We start from the raw sequence: 19778 nt of genomic DNA on the forward strand, positions 1-19778 counted from the left end.
GATCTTTGCGGGGTGCGGAGCGGTATGGCCGGGAATAATGGGACAATGGCTCAATCAGCGACGCAGGCGCGCGCCTGGTACGCCGTTCCCGCCGGGCACGTCGTCCGGGACCTGGGAGTGGACCCGGCGACCGGCCTGTCGTCCGAGGAGGCGGCCCGCCGGTTGGAGCGCCACGGTCCGAACCGGCTGACCGAAGCGGCGCGGGAGTCGCGGTTGCGCGCGTTCCTGCGGCAGTTCCAGGATGCGTTGATCCTGATTCTGCTCGTCTCGGCGCTGGTCAGCCTGATCGTGAGTCGGGAATGGGAGACACCGGCCGCGATCGCCGTGGTGGTGCTGTTCAACGCGACGATCGGCTTCGTTCAGGAGTCGCGGGCGGAGGCGTCGCTGGAGGCGTTGCGGCGGATGCTGGTCACGACCGCGACGGTTCGCCGGGACGGGCGGCTGGTACGGCTGGACGCCGCGCAGTTGGTGCCCGGGGATGTGATCGCGGTGGAGGCGGGCGCCCGGGTGCCCGCCGACAGCCGGTTGCTGACGTCGGCCTCGCTGGAGGTGCAGGAGTCGTCGCTGACGGGCGAGGCGCAGGCGGTGGCGAAGGCGGCGGACGCGGAGATCGACGAGCGGGCTCCGTTGGGAGACCGGACGACCGCGCTGTTCATGAACACCATGGTCACCCGGGGTCGGGGGGCGGCCGTGGTCACCGCGACCGGGATGGCGACGGAGACCGGCCGCATCGCCGGCATGCTGCAACAGGCGAAGCCGGGACCGACGCCGCTGCAGCGCCAGATCGACACGCTCGGGCGAACCCTGGCCCTCGTCGCCGGCGCGGTCATCGTGATCGTGTTCGTGCTGGGCCTGGTGCGCGGGCAGGACTTCGGGGACCTGTTCATCAGCGCGGTATCGCTGGCGGTGGCCGCCATCCCGGAAGGGCTGCCCGCGGTGGTGGCGTTCACGCTGGCCATGGGCACCGGTCGGCTGGCCAGACGCGGCGCCATCGTCAAGCGGCTGGCGTCGGTGGAGACGCTGGGAAGCACCTCGCAGATCTGCACCGACAAGACCGGCACGTTGACCCTCAACCAGATGACGGCCCGGGAGATACTGCTGGCGGGCCGGCGGTTCACCGTCTCCGGGGAGGGTTACCGCACCGACGGACGGATCCGCACCACCGACGGTTCTCCGCTGCCCGGGACACTCGACGAAGCGTTGATCGCCATGGCGCTGTGCAACGACGCCGTGCTGCGGGACGGCGACCTGGTCGGCGACCCCACCGAGGGCGCCATGGTGGTGCTCGCCGAGAAGGGCGGCATCGACGTAGCCGGCCTGCGCCGTGAGCGCCCCCGGCTGCTGGAGATTCCGTTCGACGCCGACTACAAGTTCATGGCGACGTTCCACCGATGGACCGACGAGCACGGCCGGGAGACGATCCGGTCCTTCGTCAAGGGCGCCCCGGACGTGCTGGCAGCCCGTGCCGACCGCCACCTCGGCGGCGCGGAGATCCTGCCCTTCGACGATGCCGCCCGGGCCCGCTACGACCAGGCCAACGCGAGGCTCGCCGAGCAGGGCATGCGGGTGCTGGCGGTCGGCGCGCAGGACTTTCCGGCGGATGGGTTCACCCCCACCGATGACCCCAAGGACATGCTCGATCGGGTGGTCCTGGTCGCGCTGGTGGGGATCGTGGATCCGCCCCGGCCCGAGGCGCGACAGGCCATCGCCGAGTGCCGGGCCGCCGGCATCCGCGTCCGGATGATCACCGGGGACCACGTCGTCACGGCCGGCTCGATCGCCGCCGAGCTGGGCATCCCGGGGACGGCGGTGAGCGGCACCGACCTCGATCGGATCGAGGACGACGCCGAGCTTGCCCGCCGACTCGACGACATCGGGGTGATCGCTCGCGTCTCCCCCGAACACAAGATCCGCATCGTTCGGACGTTGCAGGCCCGCGGTGACGTGGTGGCGATGACCGGCGACGGGGTCAACGACGCCCCCGCGCTGCGCAGGGCGGACATCGGTATCGCGATGGGCCGCACCGGGACCGAGGTCACCAACGAGGCCGCGACGATGGTCCTCACCGATGACAACTTCGCCACCATCGTCCGCGCCGTCCGCGAGGGCCGCGGCATCTACGACAACATCGTCAACTTCACGCGCTTCCAGGTGTCGACCGCGTTCGGCTTCGTGCTGACGTTCCTGGTCGCGTCGCTGACCGGCATCGCCGGCGGTACGCCGTTCACCGCCCTGCAGATCCTCTTCGTCAACCTCGTCATGGACGGCCCACCGGCGATGTCCATCGGCGTCGACCCGATCAGTCAGGACGCGATGAGCCGGCCACCACGGCCCGCCGGCGAGCGTATCCTCACCCGGCACCGGCTCGGGCGGATCCTGCTGGCCAGTGCGGTGATGGCCGCCGGAACCCTCGCGGTTCTGGTGCTGGCGCCCGGCCCCGAACCCGCGCCGGGGCTGGCCACCGTCGCCGGCACCATGGCCTTCGTCACCTTCGTGTTCTTCCAGGTGTTCAACCTGCTCAACGTCCGGCACTTCAGCCGCAGTGTCTTCGCCCGCGAGACACTGCGGAACCCGTCGGCGTTCATCGCCGTCGCGGTCGTCGTCGTGCTTGTGGTCCTGGTCGTCGAGATGGATCCCCTGCGCCGCTTCTTCGCCACCGTCGACCTCACCTCCGGCCAGTGGCTGGCGTGCGTGGCGGCGGGCTCCACCATCCTGATCGCCGGTGAGCTCGGCAAGGCCTGGACACGCGCCAGGCTCCGCCGCCGGAGCGCGGCCTGGGGTTCCTGACCAACTTGACCCCCGGGCGCAGGGTGACACCACGCCCACCGGAATCGTCGAGAGAGGTCCGCGGACGTCCTGGCACGGACTTCGACTCAGGGCGCGAGACGGTGGCCCATGTCGTCGGTCGGCAGATGGTCCGGGCGGTGGCGGGCGAAGGCGTCGACCTTGCCCCAGCGGCCGGGGATGTCCAGCAGCGCGATCCGCCTGAAACTGGGTGGCAGCGCGGGGTTCACGGCGAGATGGTCCTCGTGGGGGTCGATGCCGAGCATGGTCCGGATGAGCAGCAGGGAGGCCCCGCTGGACCATGCCTGGGGGCTGCCGGCGGTCGGGTAACGGACCGGGTATCGGGTGGTGTCGCGGGCGAAGCCGCCGAACGCTTCGGGAAGCCGACCTTGGAAGTAGGCGGCGGCGTCGATGATGCCCTCGGCGATGCGGCCGGCCTCGGCGGCGAATCCGTAGCGGCGCAGACCCCAGGCGATGAACGAGTTGTCGAACGGCCACACGGTGCCGTTGTGGTACCCGAGTGGGTTGTAGCGGCGTTGCCCCTCGGCCAGGGTGCGTACTCCCCAGCCGGAGAACAGCGCCGGGCTCATCAGGTGCTCGACGACCTGCCCGGCCCTCTCCGGCGGGACGATGCCGCTCCACAGCAGGTGTCCGATGTTGGAGGACAGGCTGTCGACGGGGGTGCCGTCGTGGTCGAGTGCGAGGGCGTAGTAGCCGCGGTCGTCGATCCAGAAGTCCCGGTTGAAGCGGTCCTTGAGCGCCGCCGCCTCGCGTTCCAGCCGGTCGGCCAGGGCTGGGTCGCCCCAGAACGTGCGGGCCAGCCGCGCCCCGCGGATCTTGGCGTCGTAGGCGTAGCCCTGCACCTCGCAGGTGGCCCTGGGGAAACCCGGCAGTCTGCCGTCGGCGTAGGAGATGCTGTCCCAGGAGTCCTTCCAGCACTGGTTCTCCAGGCCGGTGGCCCGGTTGCGTCGTTCGTACGAGACGTAGCCGGTGGACGTCAGATCCGCGTACTGGTCGATCCATGCCAGGGCCGCTCGGGCCTCCTGCTCCAGCTCGATCACCAGCGCCGCGTCGCCGCTCCACCGTTCGTACTCGTCGAGCAGCACCACGAACAGCGGCGAGGCGTCCACGGTGCCGTAGTACGGCGAGTGCGGCTGTTCCTCGAACGCGGCCGACTCGCCGTAGCGCAACTCGTGCAGGATCCGGCCGGGGTCCTCCTCCAGGACGTCGTCGGTCCGGGCACCCTGCAGTGAGGCGAGGATCCGCAGTGTCGGCGGGGTCAGCGACGGTGTGACGGGCAGGGTCTGCAGGCAGGTGAGCAGGCTGTCCCGGCCGAACAGGGTCATGAACCAGGGCAGCCCGGCCGCGGGTACGGTCGAGCCGCCGAGGGAGAGCGGAGCGAAGCGCAGCGCCGCCAGGTCCACCAGGCTGCGCTGGTACACCTGCCGCAGCGCGGTGTTCTCGGTGTCCAGTTGCGGGGCCGCCGCGACCCACGCGCGCACGCTCTCCGGCAGGGTGGACTCGTCCGGACGCAGGGTCCGTACCGCGGAACGGAGGTCGACGCCGTCCGGGCGCAGCGCCCGCATGACCACCCGCAGCTGCGTCGACCACTGCTGTCCGGACCGCACCCGAGGCGTGAACCGGAGACCACGCGGATCGACGGTGGTCGGCTCACTCGCCGACACGGACACCTCCCGCTGGAACGTGCCGCGCCGATAGCCCAGACGCAACTCGTCCGGACCGATGTGGGTGTAGTAACTGCCAGCCTTGTCGCGGATGTCGAACTTGATGTCGAAGATGTCGGCGAAGTCGGCCGCCACCTCCAACCGCACGTCGAGGTCGACGTCCTGCTCGCCGTAGTTGAACACCGTCAGCGACTCGGTCAGATCCGGCCCGATCCGCCGCCGCCGGATCGCCGACACGTCAGCCTCCACGTAGTCGACCCGCCCGCCCGGCACCACGAAGAACGCCACCTCGTAGTACTGGCTGTCATCCACCGACAGCGCGGTCAACCGCTCGCCGTTGACGGTGAGCACCCATCGGGACAGGAAACGGGTGTCGGCGGCGAACAACCCGACCGGGGTGGCGGGCGAGGCGTCCACATCACCGCTGGCGTCCGACACGATGAAGGTGCTTCCGTCGATGCACGACACGGTGCCCGGAGTGTCCTCCATCGGGTCACTTTCCTCCGCGCTGGGCGACTGCCTGCCGCTGTGCGGCAGGCGGCACCGGGAACAGCCGACCGATCCGCAGCGCCAGGCCGAGGTCCCCGTCGACCAGGATCTCGCCCCGCGTGATCGCGGCGAGGCCGTTCAGCTCACCCCGCGCCATCGCATCCGCGACCTCGGTGGACGTGGTGATGACGGTCCCGGCGGGACCAGCATCCCGCGTCACCCGCAACCGCCCATGATCAATGTCCAGCAGCCACTGCTCCACCCGATCCCCGTCCCGGATGTCGAACCGGACGTTACCGCGCACCTTGCAGAACCGTGGGTCGTGACCAACGTTCGCCAACTGCTCGAAGAAGGCGCTGATCGCCGTCATACGACCTCCACAGCCGCTGGTAAGGGCGCCCGCCGCCTACCCGGTGCACGCGGGTCCTAACTCTCGGCGGGCGGCGGGAAAAGCGCGTCGGTGCCTGCGGGAGCTCGCCGCCGCGCCACGATCGTCGTCGTCGACGAGCGAGGCAGCGACGCACGCCGTGAGGGGCGGTCTGCCGGTGCCCGACCGCGCGAGCCGGAAGGGCAGGTGGGGTGGCCGTGCACATCAAAGGTCTTCGTTTGATCTAATCCGGTCTCCGGAGCAGCCCCACCGCGACGGCCCTTCAGGGATCAAGGAGAGCTAATCATGACCGTCCCCCAGCGCGTCGCGATCGTCACCGGAGGCTCCCATGGCATCGGCCGGCGGACCGTGCAACGGTTGGCGGCGGACGGCTTCGCGGTTGTGCTCAACTACGCCACGAGCAAGGTCGAGGCGGAGCAGGCCGTGGCCGAGGTCATCGCCGCCGGCGGAGACGCCGTCGCGGTGCAGGCCGACGTCGCCGACGAGTTTGCGGTGGCCGAACTCTTCGACACCGCCGAGCGGACGTACGGCGGGATCGACGTCGTCGTGCACTCGGCCGGGATAGCGATCCACTCCCCCATAGCGGAACTGGATCTCGCAGACCTGGACCGGGTGCACCGCACCAATGTCCGCGGCACCTTCGTGGTCGACCAGCAGGCGGCCCGCCGGGTCCGGCCCGGAGGCGCGATCATCAACATCTCCAGCACGACGCCCCGGCTGTCCCTGCCCGGCTACGCCGCCTACGCCGCGAGCAAGGCCGCGATGGACTCGATCACCCTGATCCTGGCCCGGGAGCTACGGGGGCGCGACATCACCGTGAACGCGGTCGCGCCCGGCGCCACCACCACCGCGCTCTTCCTCGAGGGCAAGGACGAACAGGCGATCGCCCAGATGGCGGCGATGTCGCCGATGAACCGGCTCGGCGACCCGAGCGACACCGCCGGCGTGGTGGCCTTCCTCGCCGGCCCGGCCCGTTGGATCAACGGCCAGGTGCTGTACGTCAACGGGGGCGCCGCCTGAACCGCCGGAGCAGGGCCGCACGCGTCGATCCGGAGCTCCGGCCTGGGCCGGAGCTCCGGACGTCGGGACCGGCGGGAACCGGTCGGCGTGGTGTTACAGGGCCACCGTCCAGCTGTTGATGTAGCCGACGTCCCCGGCGGCGGCGTCCTGCACCCGCAGCGTCCAGGTGCCGGCACGGACCTCACTGGCGAGGTTGACCGTGTACGTCTGGTTGATGTTGTCGGCCGAGCCACCGGTCCGGTTGTGCAGGGCGTAGACCGAGCCGTCCGGCGCGACCAGGCTCACCACCAGGTCACCGATGAACGTGTGCACGATGTCCACCGCGACCGTGCTCGTCGCGCTGCCGTTGCCGGCGCAGCCGGCAATCGCGATGGTGCTGTTCACCGTGCTGTTGTCCGAGATCGTGACGTCCGTGCCGTTCGTGCCGTTGCAACCCGGGGTCACGGCGCCGTCGAGCTTGAGCGTCCAGCTGTTGAGGTAGCCGACGTCCCCGGAGGCCGCGTCCTGCACCCGCAGCCGCCAGGTGCCGTTGCTGGTCTCGCCGGAGAGGTTGACCGGGTAGGTCTGGTTGATGTTGTCGGTCGAGCTCCCGGTCCGGTTGTGCAGGGTGTAGACCGAGCCGTCCGGCGCGACCAGGCTCACCACCAGGTCACCGATGTACGTGTGCACGATGTCCACCGCGACCGTGCCGGCCGCCGAGGCGGTGCCGGCGCAGCCGGAGATGGTGATCGAGCTCTCCACCGTGCTGTTGTCCGAGATCGACACGTCCGTGCCGTTGGTCTGCGAGCAGCCCGGCGGACCGTTGACCGTCAGCGCGTACGAGGTGCTCTGGGTGGTCTCCGGGCCGGTGCCCCTGATCGTCACGGAGTAGGTGCCCGGCACGGCCGTGCCGGCGGTGCTGAGCGTCAGGGTCGCCGAGCCACCCGAGGTGACCGATGACGGGCTGAAACTCGCGGTCACGCCGGCGGGCAGGCCGGACGCGGTCAGGGCCACCGTCTGCGGGCTGCCGATCGTCGTGGTCGTGCTGACCGTCGCGGTGAGCGAGCCACCCGGGTTGACCGCCCCGGCGGCCGGCGCGACCGCGATGCTGAAGTCCTGGGTCGGCGGAATGATGTTGCCGGTGTAGAGCAGCTTGTTCGGCGAGCCGGTGCCACCGCCGGTCACCACGTCGCTGGTGGCGTCGTTGTACAGCTTGTCGCGTACCTGCTGCGGGGTGTACGACGGGTTGGCGGCGAGCACCAGCGCGGCGGCGCCGGTCACGTGCGGGGCCGCCATCGACGTGCCGCTGATCGTGTTGGTCGCGGTGTCGCTGGTGTTCCAGGCCGAGGTGATCGACGACCCGGGGGCGAAGATGTCCAGGCAGGTGCCGTAGTTGGAGTAGCTCGCCTTGGCGTCGGTGGAGGTGGTGGCGCCGACGGTGATCGCGGTCGGGGTGCTGGCCGGCGACTTGGTGCACCCGTCGGTGGTCTCGTTGCCGGCCGCGACGCCGTAGCTGACGCCGTCGGCGATCGAGGCGGTGACCGCGTCGTTCAACGCCTGGTCGAGGGGACCGCCGAGGCTCATGTTCGCCACCGCCAGTTCGCCCGGGTCGTGGTCCGCGGTCACCCAGTCGATGCCCGAGATGACCTGGGCGTAGGTGCCGCTACCCGCGTTGTCCAGCACCCGCACCCCGACCAGGCTGACACCCTTGGCCACCCCGTGGGCGGTGCCGCCGACGGTGCCGGCCACGTGCGTACCGTGCCCGTTGCCGTCGTCGGCGCTGCCGCCGTCGATGGCGTCGAACCCGGTGACCGCCCGGCCGCCCAGGTCGCTGTGGGTGAACCGGATGCCGGTGTCGATGATGTACGCCCGCACACCCGCGCCGTTGTTCGGGTAGGTGAAGGTGTTGTTCAGCGGGAGGACGCGCTGGTCGATACGGTCCAGGCCCCAGGACGGGGTGGGCGTCTGGGTGCCCGCGATCGACACGGTGCGGTTCTGCTCGACGTACTTGACCGCCGGGTCGGCGGCGAGTCGACGGGCCTGTTGTGCCGACAGTCGCGCCTCGAAACCACGCACAGTGTTCTGGTACGTCCGGGCCACCGTGCCGCCGTGCCGGGCGGCGAGGTCCTTGGCACTGTCGATGACCAGGGAACGGGTCACCATGGTGTCCTTGAAGACCACGATGTACGAGTCGGCGACGGCGGTGGCACCGCCCGCATGGAGGATCTCCCCCTCCGCCGGCGCCGCCATCGCCGGTGTCCCGAAGGCCACCACGGTGGTGGCCGCGGTGGCCGCCAGTCCAAGACGCCAACGGCGCCGAGACGAACCTGTCATCTTCCAGCCTCCTTCTGATCGCCGACCGACGCGCTTGTGACACATCGACCGACGACTCTGCATCTGCCTGACACAGATGCTAGGGCCAGGAGGCATGGATGTTTAGATATGTGATTCGGACTCGCATTGCCGTACGCTGTCCTCCGACTATTCGCATCCACTACGGTCGATTGGAGTGCGCGCCGGGCGTGCCGCGTATCCGGAATGGGCGTGCCGTCATTGTCGCAGGGAAATAATAGACCTTCGACAATGGCATGATTGCCGAGCCGTTACGCGGCAGCCGCGCGATCCGCATCTCCTGCGGGGTCAGGCTCCGGCCGCGGGTGGCGGGCGCCCGCCGACCGTATGGCCGGCGGGCACCGTGCCGCTGTTGGTGGCGGGCATCAGTCGGAGCAGCAGCCGCCGGTCCGGCCGGTGGGGGCGGCGTCGAGGGTGACCAGGCTCGGCGGCGCGGCCAGGAGGCCGCCGGAGATGCCGGTGGCCAGGCCCCGCCCGGCGGGCTCGGCGGCGGGGGTCGGTCCGCAGCAGTCGTCGCCGGTGGAGTCGGCGGGGTTGCTGTTGCACACGCCGGTCTCGGGCAGGTCGAGCTGGACGTCCCGGGCGGCGTCCCAGTCCCCGGCCAGCGCGGCGACGACGGAGCGGACCTGCTCGTAGCCGGTGGCCATGAGGAACGTCGGCGCCCGCCCGTAGCTCTTCGCACCGACCGCGTGGTAGCCGGCCTCGGGGTGGGACAACTCGTCCACGCCGTGCGGGGGGACGGTGCCGCAGGAGTGCTCGTTCGGGTCGATCAGCGGTGCGAGTGCGCGGGTGGCGCCCATGACCGGGTCCAGGTCCAGGCGCAGTTCGGTGGCGATGGAGTGGTCGGGGCGGAAGCCGGTGGCGGCGACGATCCGGTCCACGGTGACGGCATCCTCGCTGCCGTCGGCGTGCCGGACGACCACCGAGACGCGGTCCTCGGTGGGGGTGATGGCGTGCACGGAGAAGCCGGTGAGCAGCCGGATCCGGCCGGCGTCGACGTGCTCGCGCAGCCGTGCGCCGAGGGCGCCGCGCGCGGGCAGGGCGTCGGCGCCACCGCCGCCGTAGGTGCGCGCCGGCGAGGCGGTGCGGATCGCCCAGGTCACCTCGGTGCCCGGCCGGTCAGCGGCCAGCACCGCGAGGGACAGCAGGGTGTTGGCGGCGGAGTGACCCGCGCCGACGACGAGGGTGTGCCGGCCGACGAACCGGTCGCGGTCCGCGCCGAGGACGTCCGGCAGGGCGTGCTCCAGGAACGCGGCGGCTGCGCTCTCGCCACGGGCGGGCAGGCCGGAGGCGCCGACGACGTTCGGGGTGCGCCAGGTGCCGGAGGCGTCGATGACCGCCCGGGCGAGCATCTCGTCGCCGTCGGCGAGGCGGATCAGGAACGGGGTGGTGTCGCGGCCGGCGGTGCGCAGCCGGTCCAGGCCGAGGCGGGAGATCGCCTCGACCCGGGCGCCGTAGCGCAGGTGCGGCTTGAGGCCCGGCACCTCCGCGAGGGGCTGGAGGTAGTCGCTGACCAGCTCGGCGCCGGTGGGCAGGGCGTCGGGGGCGGGGGCGACCCAGCCTGCGTCGTCGAGGAGTCGGCGTGCGGCGGGGTCGATGTTGTACCGCCACGGGGAGAACACGCGGACGTGCCCCCACTGTCGCACCGCCGCCCCCGGCGTGTCGCCAGCCTCGACGACGGTGAAGGGCAGGCCGCGCTCGTGCAGGTGCGCGGCGGCGGCCAGCCCGGCCGGGCCGGCGCCGATCACCACGACGGGCAGGTTGTCCGTGGCGCTCATCAGGCAACTCCTCTGTGTTGAGAACTGTCGAATCAAGGAGGCAGGCAGGTGCCCCGCCGTGGAGACAAGGTTCAGTTGATGACTGGGCTGCGGCGTTCGAGCAGGACGACGTCGCGCCACCGACCGTGGTGGCGGCCCACCCGTTCGCGGACGCCGACGACCCGGAATCCGGCCCGCTCGTGGAGGGCGAGGCTGGCGACGTTCTCGGGGAAGACACCGGACTGGATGGTCCAGATGCCGGCGGTCTCGGTCGAGCCGATCAGCGCGTCCAGCAGCAGCCGGGCCACCCCTCGGCCCCGGGCGACCGGATCGACGTAGACGGAGTGTTCCACCACCCCGGCGTAGACGGCGCGGGTCGAGGTCGGCGAGACGGCGATCCAGCCGAGGACGGTGCCGTCGCCGGCTACGGCTACCAGGCGGTGGTCGGAAAGCCTGCTCGCGTCGAACGCCGCCCAGGTGGGTGCGGTGGTTTCGAAGCTGGCGTCGCCGTCGTCGAGACCAGCCTGGCAGATGGCCCGGACCCGCTCGGCGTCGTCGGCCGCCATGGGGCGGACGGTGATGTCGGCCATCAGCAGGCTCCGTTCGGGTTGGGGGGCGGGGTGGCCCATGACGACGTCGGCGGCCGACCATGACCGCTCCACGCCGCCTGTCTCGATGCCTGTCGAAACAGAGACTTGCATGCTGATTAGATGAATGTCAACCTAGAGGAATGCCAAAGCAAGGGACGCCGCCTCCCGCCATCGACCTCACCGCCGATGAGCCGTGCTGCCCGTCCTTGGCGCAGGGCCGGGTCCCGGCGGAGACCGCGGTGGTCCTCGCGTCCGCGTTCAAGGCGCTCGGTGACCCGGTGCGGTTGCAGTTGATGTCGATGATCGCCTCGGCCGAGGGCGGGGAGGCCTGCGTCTGCGAGCTGACCCCCGCGTTCGACCTGAGCGGACCGACCATCTCGCATCACCTCAAGACGCTGCGCGAGGCCGGCCTGGTCGACGCCGAGCGGCGCGGCACGTGGGTGTACTACCGGGCCCGGCCGGCCATCCTGCGGCAGCTCGCCACGCTGCTCACCGTCGAACCGGCCCCGGTGGGGTAGGCCGCGCCCTGTCGGAGGGCCGTCCTCCGAGCCGGTCCGGCAAGAGCCACCGGACGCACCTCAACGACGAATCCCGACGGGAGTGCCCGTGAGCACCGCCACCCACGACGATCCCACCACCGCGGTGGTCGGACGCCTGTCCCGTCTCGACCAGTTCCTGCCGGTCTGGATCGGCCTGGCGATGGTCGCCGGCCTCCTCCTCGGCCGGCTCGTCCCCGGCCTCGACACCGCGCTGGACGCCGTCAAGATCGGCGGAATCTCCCTGCCCATCGCCCTCGGCCTGCTGATCATGATGTACCCGGTGCTGGCCAAGGTCCGCTACGACCGCCTCGACACCGTCACCGGCGACCGCCGGCTGCTGGTCTCGTCACTCGTCCTCAACTGGCTCGTCGGGCCCGCGCTGATGTTCGCCCTCGCCTGGATCTTCCTGGCCGACCAGCCCGAGTACCGCACCGGCCTGATCATCGTCGGCCTCGCCCGCTGCATCGCCATGGTCATCATCTGGAACGACCTGGCCTGTGGCGACCGCGAGGCCGCCGCCGTCCTGGTCGCCCTCAACTCCGTCTTCCAGGTCCTCGCCTTCGGGCTGCTCGGCTGGTTCTACCTGGCCGCACTCCCCGACTGGCTCGGCCTGTCCGGCGCCGGACTGAACGTCTCCGGCTGGGACATCGCCCGCAACGTGCTCATCTTCCTCGGCATCCCGCTGCTCGCCGGGTACCTCACCCGCCGCCTCGGCGAGCGCGCCAAGGGCCGCGACTGGTACGAGTCCCGCTTCCTGCCCAGGATCGGCCCCACCGCCCTCTACGGCCTGCTGTTCACCATCGTGATCCTGTTCGCACTGCAGGGCGACGCCATCACCAACCGGCCGCTGGACGTCGTCCGCATCGCCCTGCCGCTGCTGGTCTACTTCGCCCTCATGTGGGCCGGCTCCTACCTGCTCGGCCGGTCCATCGGCCTGAGCTACGAGCGCACCACCACCCTGGCGTTCACCGCGGCCGGCAACAACTTCGAACTCGCCATCGCCGTGGCCATCGGCACCTTCGGCGTCGCCTCCGGTCAGGCCCTCGCCGGCGTCGTCGGCCCGCTCATCGAGGTACCCGTCCTCGTCGGCCTGGTCTACGTCTCCCTGTGGGCACGCCGACGGTTCTTCACCGCCGCCCCGGCGTCCCGGCCGTGACCTGCCCGGACCGGGGCTGATCCGCACCCGGGTGGAGAAGCTCCTCGCCGGGCTGCGCCCCACCGCGTAGCGGCCAGCGCCGGGGGTTGTTCCTGGTCAGCCCTCATCGTCGTCTCGCCACCGGGCGAGTTTCCGTCGGGAGGCAAGAGTGTCGGGGTGCCGGGGGCCGAGCACACGAAGCTGGTCGGCGAGCACGTGCTCGGTCGCCTCGACGGCCCCGGCGCGGTCACCGGCCTCGCTCCGCCAGTGGGCCAGGTTGCGCCGGGTGGTCAGGGTGTGTGGGTGGTCGGGGCCGAACACTCGAAGGTAGGCGGCCAGCACCTCCCGGAGGGCTTCCACCGCGCCCGCCGGGTCGCCGGCCGCACCCCGCCAGTAGGCCAGGTTGCTGCTGGTGCTCAGCGTATGTCGGTGGTCGGGGCCCAGCACCCGCGACCGGTCGGCCAGCACCTGCCGGAGGGCTTCCACCGCGCCGGCCGGGTCGCCGGCCGCACCCCGCCAGTAGGCCAGATTGTTGCGGGTGAAGAGGGTGTCGGGGTGGTCGGGACCCATGACCCGCAACCGATCGGCCAGCACCCGTGCGAAGGCTTCGACCGCGCCGGCCGGGTCACCGGCCCGGCCCTGACTGTAGGCCAGGTTGTTGCGGGTGGTCAGCGTGTCGGGGTGGTCGGGGCCCAACACTCGGAGCTGCTCGGCCAGCACCCGCGTGAAGGCTTCGACCGCGCCGGCCGGGTCACCGGCCTCACCCCGCCACTGGGCGACCTGGTGAAGGGCGGTCAGGGTGTCCGGGTGGTCTGGGCCGAGCACTCGCAGGCAGTCGGTGTGCAGATCGGTGAAGTAGGCCACGGCGGCGGCGGGCTGGCCGGTGTCGCCGAGACTGCGTCCAGCCCGGAACAGCACGGCGTGGCAGTGGAGATCGAGCAGGGCGTGGCGGGGGTGCTCGTACAGTGCTGCGGTGTTCGCGCGCAGGACCTGGCTGCCGGCCGGGGTGTCCCGTTCCGGGGCCGGCCAGAACTCCAGCAACGCGTCGGCGGCGATCCGGGCGGCGGTGTCGAGTTGGTCCGGGGTGAGTTGGTCGCGGGTGGCGCGTTGGACGAGGGCGTGGATCTGGAGCTGGCTGGCGCCGTACGTGACGAGGCTGAGTCGGTGCAGGTTGTGCAGGGCGTCGGTGACGGCCTCCTGGGCTACTGGCTCAGCGCCGGTGCCGCGGTCGAGGCCGCTGAGGTGGTCGGTGATCGCCGAGGTGGTGAACAGGCCGACAGGAATCCCGTTGGGGTCCAACATCGCGGCCAGCTCCAACAGGGGCCGGGCCAGTCCCCGTGGCTGGAGCCGGTCGGCGGCGATGATCGACAACCACCATGTCGCCGCGACCGTCGCGCGGTGCTCGTCGGGCAGCGCCTCGGGCTCGGGCAGCAGGTGGGCGAGCGCGCGTTGCCGGTCGGCCAGCCGAGCTCGGTACCCGGCGCAGTCCAGCCCTCGGTCGGTGAGGTAGGCGGTGGCCTGGGCCAGCGCCAACGGAAGGTGGCCGAGGTCGGCGGCGAGTTGGTGGAGTTGATCGGCGGGCTCGTGCGGCAGTTTGTGCCGTAGGTACGCGGTCGCTTCGCCAGGGGTGAACACGTCGACGTCGAGCAGCCGGCGCTTGCCGCCGGCGAGAGCGGCATCGCGGCGGCGGGTGGTCACCAGCACCGTGCCGGTGGGCATGGCGGGCGGCCACAGACCGATGAGGTCGGCGGGGGCCTGCAGGTCGTCGAGCACGATCAGCCAGCGCCGATCGGTCGTCGCCAGCCACGCCAGGAACCGGGTCGCGGCCTGTTCACCCTCCTCGTCGGCGGTGTCGAGGACTCCGTACGCGCCCTGGGCGTACGTGGCGACAACGCCCTGCCGGGTGGCGGCAGTGACCCATACCAGCAGATCAACCCGTTGCCGCGACCACGCATGGTGGGCGGCGGCGGCAGCCAGCTGGGTCTTGCCCACCCCACCCAGCCCGGACAGCACCGCTGTCCCGCCCTCTGCGGTGGCCTGCTCCAGCTCGATGGTGCGCCGTCGGTGCTGGTAGGCGTCGGCCACCGTCGGGATCACCCCGACGCGGTGTGGCCACCGCACCACTCGACCGGTGTTGACCGTCACCGGGGCGTGAAACTGGCCCACCGGACCGTAGGTGGTGTGGAGATGTACCGCTGCGACGGGGTCGGTGGGGCCGGTGCCGGGGGCGGTCGACCCTACTACGCCCCCGGCCCGGCCGGGGGGACCGGCAACTGCCCGTAGCTGACACTGACCGGGCCGGTCATGATGCCTGCGGTCGGCCCGTAGGCGGTGTCCACACGTACGGTGCCGTCACCGAGCTGCGCACCCTGCGTCCCACGCAGATCCACCGTGTACCTGCCGGCCCGGCAGCCCTCCGGATCCACCAGATCGAGAAGCCGGCTGGCGGCGGTCAGGACCTTCTCGTCCCGGTCGGCACCGGAATCGGCCAGTTCCGCACCGATCCGTCTCTCCCACACCCCCGGATCGGTCTCGGCTGCCTCCAGGAGCTGCTCTGCGGCACGGCGGCCTGTCAGTCGGCGCCGCAGCGCGTCACGCAACCCCGTGTAGACGTCCACCGCCACCGCACTGGTCCCCGCGCCCGCCCCCGCCGCCAACGCTGCCGCGATCAATTCGACACCGGTCACCGCAACACCCTCCATTCACGACACCAGCCGATTCTGTCATCGCCCAACAAGAGCGCGCGTGCCTGCCGCCCGAGGCGGACGGACGGACGGAAGTGAGGCGTGAGCGTCCCGCCGGACCGCGATCCGGCGGGACCCTGACCGGCGAGCTCGTCGTCCTCGGCACGGAAACGCCGGTGTTCTTCCTCGACGCCAATCAATAGGATCAGCGGCGGCAGGTGACGGCGACACCACGGGGGTCGGAAATGGAGCCGGTAGCGCGACGCGCGGACGAACGGCTCGGCACGGGCCGCCCGGCCGGTGGCCGGCTGTCCCTGGCTGGCGACGCCCCGTCGGGGTCGGTCGACCAGGCCGGCGGGCGGTAGCCCCACGATGTCGGCGCCCCCGGACCGGGCGATGCCAGCGGAGCCCCCGCCCGCGCACCAGCGGCTGTCGAACGCGGGTACCCTCCCGCGGTTCGTCCTGTTGATCGTCCTCTTCGTGGGGACCGCCGCGGTCATCACGGTCAACCTCATCAAGGCGCGCACCGACCCGAACGGCGTACGGGTCGGCTGCGGGCTCGCGGCCGGAGGCGATCCGGGCCTGAGCGACCTCGACGTGAGCTTGCGGACGGTCGACCAACAGTCCGCGTTCGAGACCTGTGTGGACCGCTTCGTGCCGGCCCTGGCGTGGTGGTGGAATCCTGCGGCGCTGCTGTTGCTGGTGGTCTGCGCGGCGGTGCTGTACTGGGTGCTGCCGATGTGGAAGGGGCGGCGGGGCCGGGTCGTGCCGGTCGAGCAGGTCGACGGCGACGGCGGGCTGACGGCCACCCTGGCCGAGTTGGTTGCCGTGGCCGGGTTGCGCCGCCCACCCCGCTTCGTCATCGCGCCCGCCGTGCCGACCACCGGCGCTGTGGTCTTCGGCCGGCTGCGCCGCTACACCGTCTGCCTGGACGGTGGCCTGGTCGCCCAGCGCCACCGTGAGCCCGAGGGCTTCCGGGCGGTGGTGTTGCACGAGTTGGCGCACCTGCACAACCGCGACGTCGACATCACCTACGCGACCGTCTCGCTGTGGCGGATCCTGCTGGGGGTGGTCGTCCCCCTCGATCTGGCGTACATCGCGGCCGTGAGCCTGCCTGACACGGCCGGCTCGTACATGGCGACGCGGGAACAGTCCCGGGTGGCGCACCACGTGGCGATGCTGGCCGTCACGATCGTCCTGGTCTACCTGGCGCGCGCGGACATCCTGCGTACCCGTGAGTTCCACGCCGACCGCACGGCCCGGCGCTGGGGCGCGGACGTACGGCTCTGGGAGGCCGCCGCCGGGCCGGAGGTGACAGAACGGGCCGCCTCCCCCCGGTTCGCCACGAGGCGGCTGGTGGCCGCCGGGGCCTCGCTCTGGCACACCCATCCGAGCTGGGAGCAGCGGCTCAGGTCATTGGCCGATCCGGGGGCGTTGTTCACGCCACGGGCGCTGCCCTTCTTCCTGACCGGCGCGACGGCGACGATCGCCGCCACCATGATGCCGGCGCTGCTGTCCCTGCTGGGGGTCACCGGCAGCTGGGAGAGCTGGGCCGTGGCGGTGGTCGTCGCGGTCCTGGTCACCACGACCACCGGGCTGCTGCTCTGGCCGGCCGTGACCCACGCGGCGCTCACCACCGGCCCGGCACCGTCCGGGCTACCGGCCGGCTGCTGGCTGGGGGTCGGCCTGATCGTGGGTGAGCTGGCGGTCGGTCGCACCGGCAGCGTCTGGGACCTGCTCCCCGAGCAGCCCGTCTTCCTGGTGCTGCCCGTGCTCGCGGGGCTCGCGGCCGTCTGGTGGACGGCGGAGTACGCCCAGGTCTCGGCCGCCGGGACGACGGGTGCGCGACGACGCTGGCCGCTGCTGGTGGGTCTCGGCGTGAGCTGTTTCGTGCTGGCCCTGTGGTGGCGATGGTGGGAGGCCCAGGGCACCATCCTCGCGGGCGGTCTCCTGTCCTTCAGCGGCGATCTCGTCGACGCACACGAGCAGAGCATGACCGGCGGCCACGGGTACGAGGGACCGCTGCTGGCCTCCGCTCCCGGACTACCGGTGCTGCTGGCCCTGAGCAGGAGCCCGGAGCTGCTCTGGACCACCGGGGCACTCTGGGTCCTCCCGTTCCTGGCCTGGCTCCCCCGCGCCACCGGCCCCACCCGGCCGCGGCCGGTCCTGTCCGCCGCCGGGATCGGCGCGCTCTGTGCCACGGTGGCGGCGGTGGCGGCAACCGCCGCCCTGCGGGTGTGGTCGCCGGTGATCGCCGGTCGGGAACAGACCCACCTCGTCGCCTACGTGACGTGGCTCATGGTCGTCGTCATCGGTGTCATGTGGCTGGCGGCCGGGGTCACCGCCGCGTTGGCGGACCGCTGCCCGCTGATCCAGGCCCTGGTCGTGGCGGGCGCCACCGGGCTGGCCGGGCTGGTCACCACCGCCGCGCTGGCCTCGGTCGACGGTTGCGTCCGTCCGCTCACGATCCTGGCGTCGTCGTCGTGCCGGCCCGATCCCCTGGGCGGCTGGTCGTTGTTGACGTTGCTTGCCCCGACGACGTTGGGCCTGGGCGTGTTCCTCGCCGTCGCGGTCGCCGCCCTCGGCACGCTGGCAGGAAGGACGCTCCGCCGGTTCCGCGCCCGTGCCGCGGTCGCCCGGCGGGCCGGGGACGACTCCCCCGCCCCGGTCCACCCCAGCCGGCTGGCACCGCGCCGGGCATTGGTGGTGGCGCCGTGTTTGTTGATGACGGCGTTGACCGCCGCCGTGACCGTGGCCGACCTCCGGTCACCTGCCTCGACGCCCACCGCCTCCGCCGCGCTGGCTCCCGTGCTCAGTGCGCAGGCCACCTCACCCACGGTGCGGGCGGCGCAGGTGCACGCCTGGCGGGCGCTCGGCGGGAACGAGCGGGCCGACGAGGTCCTGACCGGCGTGCTGGACGTGCTGCGGCGGCTCGATCAGCTCATCGCCGACGGGTCGGACCGGGCACTGACCGACTGGCCGTTCATCGACACCGAGGTGCGGCCCCGCTGCGTCGAACTCTCCGAACGGGTCGCCGGCGCCCGCCGGTACTTCCGCCATCCCGACCCGCAGGGCCAGGCTGCCTGGAATGCCCTGCTGACCAGGGCGGGGCAGGCGGGCGGCGCCTGTGACCTCGCCATCGGGCACCGGGACCGGGACGGGTACCTCACGGCGATCCGACAGCTGTTGTCGCTCGGGCGGGACGTGCCCGAGATGGGGAAGGCGATCTTCCGCTGAGCGGGTCCGCCAGGCCGGAAGACGCCGTCGCGCAACGGCTCGCGGCTGTCGGCCGACCACGGGCACCGGGCCCTGAGCCGGTTGACGCGCGGACCGTCCTGGCGTCCGGTCAACGAGGGCTCGGCATGAGCGGCAGGACCATCCCCGCCCGCTTGACGGAACGTAGGGCAACGGCGATGTCCGCGTGTTGCAGGCCGGGCAGCTGGCCAATGGTGCCGGACAGGAACTCGTAGAGCGCGGCGTCGTTCTCCAGCGCGACCTCGCCGCACAGGTTCCGGTCCCCGGTCGTCGCGGCGATCATGAGGACGGCGGGGTGCGCGGCGAGCAGTTCACCGGCCTGCCCGAGCTGGGTGGGGTTGATGCTGAGGAAGATGAACGCGTTCACCGTGAGCCCGACCACGCTGGGCTCGACAACCGTCCGCATGCGCAGGAATCCGGCCGCCATCATCGCCTCGGCCCGCCGTCGTACGGTGGCAGGGCTCGCGCCGCACCGCTCGGCCATCTGCTGCCAACCCTGGCGGCCGTCCTTGGCGAGGCTGGCGACGATCATCTCGTCGAGCGGGCTGAGCCGCTGCGGCGCCTCGACGAGCGATTGTTCGTCCCATCGATCCGTCCGTTGCGCCCGCAGCCTGTCGACCACCTCCGCCGGCAGCAGGCTCGGGCTCCAGTTGTGTGGTGTGGCGAACCTGCGGATCACCTGGTTGCTCCAGACGGCGAGGACGCCGTCCAGGCCTGGCAGCTGCTTGAACATGAGCTGGAGCAGGTGCTCGTTGGAGGTGTAGGAGACCTCGGCCAGGCAGTCCACGCTGCCGGTGAGCAGCTTGACCGATCCGCATTCCTCCCACCGGGCCAGGTGCTCGGCCGAACGGCTGGCGGCGTCCGGACGGCAGCGCAGCCGGACGAACAGCGATCGCGCCCGGCGGGTCGCCTCGCCGTCCATGACGCCGATGACCCGGACCGCCCCGCTGCGCAGAAGCCGCGGGATCCGCCGGGACACGGTCGCCTCCGAGGTGAACACCGCCTCGCCGATCTGCGCGTGGGTGGCCCGCGGGTGAGCGAGCAGCGCGCCGACGATCCGGCGGTCGAGTTCGTCCAAGGATCCGTCTATCCCGTCACCTGAGCGGTTCTTCATACCGGAA

At 71.6% G+C, this 19778-nt stretch carries 13 protein-coding genes; 5 read left to right on the plus strand and 8 right to left on the minus strand.

Annotated features, from left to right (window positions below):
- The first annotated feature begins 45 nt into the window (after positions 1-45).
- Positions 46-2787, plus strand: a complete 2742-nt coding sequence (locus tag OG559_RS29085; RefSeq protein ID WP_405109700.1) for a cation-translocating P-type ATPase — start codon at positions 46-48, stop codon at positions 2785-2787.
- A gap of 86 nt (positions 2788-2873) precedes the next feature.
- Here the strand turns inward: OG559_RS29085 and OG559_RS29090 are convergent, their stop codons facing one another.
- Both OG559_RS29090 and OG559_RS29095 read right to left on the minus strand, forming a co-directional pair.
- Entirely contained in the window at positions 2874-4958 is a 2085-nt protein-coding gene (locus OG559_RS29090; RefSeq protein ID WP_405109703.1) for a glycogen debranching N-terminal domain-containing protein, read from the minus strand.
- Between the two features lie 4 nt (positions 4959-4962).
- Complete coding sequence (locus tag OG559_RS29095) at positions 4963-5328, minus strand: SCP2 sterol-binding domain-containing protein (protein WP_405109706.1); 366 nt, start codon at positions 5326-5328, stop codon at positions 4963-4965.
- A gap of 303 nt (positions 5329-5631) precedes the next feature.
- On the opposite strand from OG559_RS29095, the gene OG559_RS29100 reads away from it, so the two are divergent.
- Positions 5632-6366: an SDR family oxidoreductase gene (locus OG559_RS29100; protein WP_405109709.1), complete on the plus strand. Its 735-nt coding sequence runs from the start codon at positions 5632-5634 to the stop codon at positions 6364-6366.
- Between the two features lie 93 nt (positions 6367-6459).
- On the opposite strand, the gene OG559_RS29105 is transcribed toward OG559_RS29100, so the two are convergent.
- From OG559_RS29105 to OG559_RS29115, 3 genes are all read right to left on the minus strand, one after another.
- Positions 6460-8679 carry a proprotein convertase P-domain-containing protein gene (locus OG559_RS29105; protein WP_405109711.1) on the minus strand — a complete coding sequence of 740 codons (2220 nt, stop codon included), beginning with the start codon at positions 8677-8679 and terminating at the stop codon, positions 6460-6462.
- 383 nt (positions 8680-9062) lie between these two features.
- Positions 9063-10475 (minus strand): FAD-dependent oxidoreductase, encoded by a 1413-nt coding sequence (locus OG559_RS29110; RefSeq protein WP_405109714.1) that lies wholly within the window; start codon positions 10473-10475, stop codon positions 9063-9065.
- A gap of 71 nt (positions 10476-10546) precedes the next feature.
- Positions 10547-11044, minus strand: coding sequence for a GNAT family N-acetyltransferase (locus tag OG559_RS29115; RefSeq protein ID WP_405109717.1), 498 nt, complete (start codon positions 11042-11044; stop codon positions 10547-10549).
- Between the two features lie 140 nt (positions 11045-11184).
- On the opposite strand from OG559_RS29115, the gene OG559_RS29120 reads away from it, so the two are divergent.
- Positions 11185-11562: an ArsR/SmtB family transcription factor gene (locus OG559_RS29120; RefSeq protein ID WP_405109720.1), complete on the plus strand. Its 378-nt coding sequence runs from the start codon at positions 11185-11187 to the stop codon at positions 11560-11562.
- An 88-nt stretch (positions 11563-11650) separates the two neighbouring features.
- Positions 11651-12739: an ACR3 family arsenite efflux transporter gene (gene arsB, locus OG559_RS29125; protein ID WP_405109723.1), complete on the plus strand. Its 1089-nt coding sequence runs from the start codon at positions 11651-11653 to the stop codon at positions 12737-12739.
- A gap of 96 nt (positions 12740-12835) precedes the next feature.
- Here the strand turns inward: arsB and fxsT are convergent, their stop codons facing one another.
- Positions 12836-14884 carry an FxSxx-COOH system tetratricopeptide repeat protein gene (gene fxsT, locus OG559_RS29130; RefSeq protein WP_405109726.1) on the minus strand — a complete coding sequence of 683 codons (2049 nt, stop codon included), beginning with the start codon at positions 14882-14884 and terminating at the stop codon, positions 12836-12838.
- Positions 14885-14958: 74 nt separating this feature from the next.
- Positions 14959-15405, minus strand: coding sequence for a hypothetical protein (locus tag OG559_RS29135; RefSeq protein ID WP_405109729.1), 447 nt, complete (start codon positions 15403-15405; stop codon positions 14959-14961).
- A gap of 393 nt (positions 15406-15798) precedes the next feature.
- Here OG559_RS29135 and OG559_RS29140 point away from each other — a divergent pair, with 393 nt between their 5' ends.
- Positions 15799-18639 (plus strand): M48 family metalloprotease, encoded by a 2841-nt coding sequence (locus tag OG559_RS29140; RefSeq protein ID WP_405109732.1) that lies wholly within the window; start codon positions 15799-15801, stop codon positions 18637-18639.
- 109 nt (positions 18640-18748) lie between these two features.
- Here OG559_RS29140 and OG559_RS29145 read toward each other — a convergent pair whose 3' ends face one another.
- Positions 18749-19735 (minus strand): Lrp/AsnC family transcriptional regulator, encoded by a 987-nt coding sequence (locus tag OG559_RS29145; RefSeq protein ID WP_405109735.1) that lies wholly within the window; start codon positions 19733-19735, stop codon positions 18749-18751.
- Positions 19736-19778: the final 43 nt, after the last annotated feature.

The organism is Micromonospora sp. NBC_01405 (genome assembly GCF_045040155.1).
Taxonomy (GTDB): domain Bacteria; phylum Actinomycetota; class Actinomycetes; order Mycobacteriales; family Micromonosporaceae; genus Micromonospora.

Coding starts and splice junctions, on each gene's coding strand:
- OG559_RS29095 (WP_405109706.1), bottom strand. CDS start 5,328: ATGACGGCGATCAGCGCCTTCTTCGAGCAGTTGGCGAACGTTGGTCAC.
- OG559_RS29105 (WP_405109711.1), bottom strand. CDS start 8,679: ATGACAGGTTCGTCTCGGCGCCGTTGGCGTCTTGGACTGGCGGCCACC.
- OG559_RS29090 (WP_405109703.1), bottom strand. CDS start 4,958: ATGGAGGACACTCCGGGCACCGTGTCGTGCATCGACGGAAGCACCTTC.
- OG559_RS29140 (WP_405109732.1), top strand. CDS start 15,799: ATGCCAGCGGAGCCCCCGCCCGCGCACCAGCGGCTGTCGAACGCGGGT.
- OG559_RS29100 (WP_405109709.1), top strand. CDS start 5,632: ATGACCGTCCCCCAGCGCGTCGCGATCGTCACCGGAGGCTCCCATGGC.
- OG559_RS29120 (WP_405109720.1), top strand. CDS start 11,185: ATGCCAAAGCAAGGGACGCCGCCTCCCGCCATCGACCTCACCGCCGAT.
- OG559_RS29085 (WP_405109700.1), top strand. CDS start 46: ATGGCTCAATCAGCGACGCAGGCGCGCGCCTGGTACGCCGTTCCCGCC.
- OG559_RS29110 (WP_405109714.1), bottom strand. CDS start 10,475: ATGAGCGCCACGGACAACCTGCCCGTCGTGGTGATCGGCGCCGGCCCG.
- OG559_RS29115 (WP_405109717.1), bottom strand. CDS start 11,044: ATGGCCGACATCACCGTCCGCCCCATGGCGGCCGACGACGCCGAGCGG.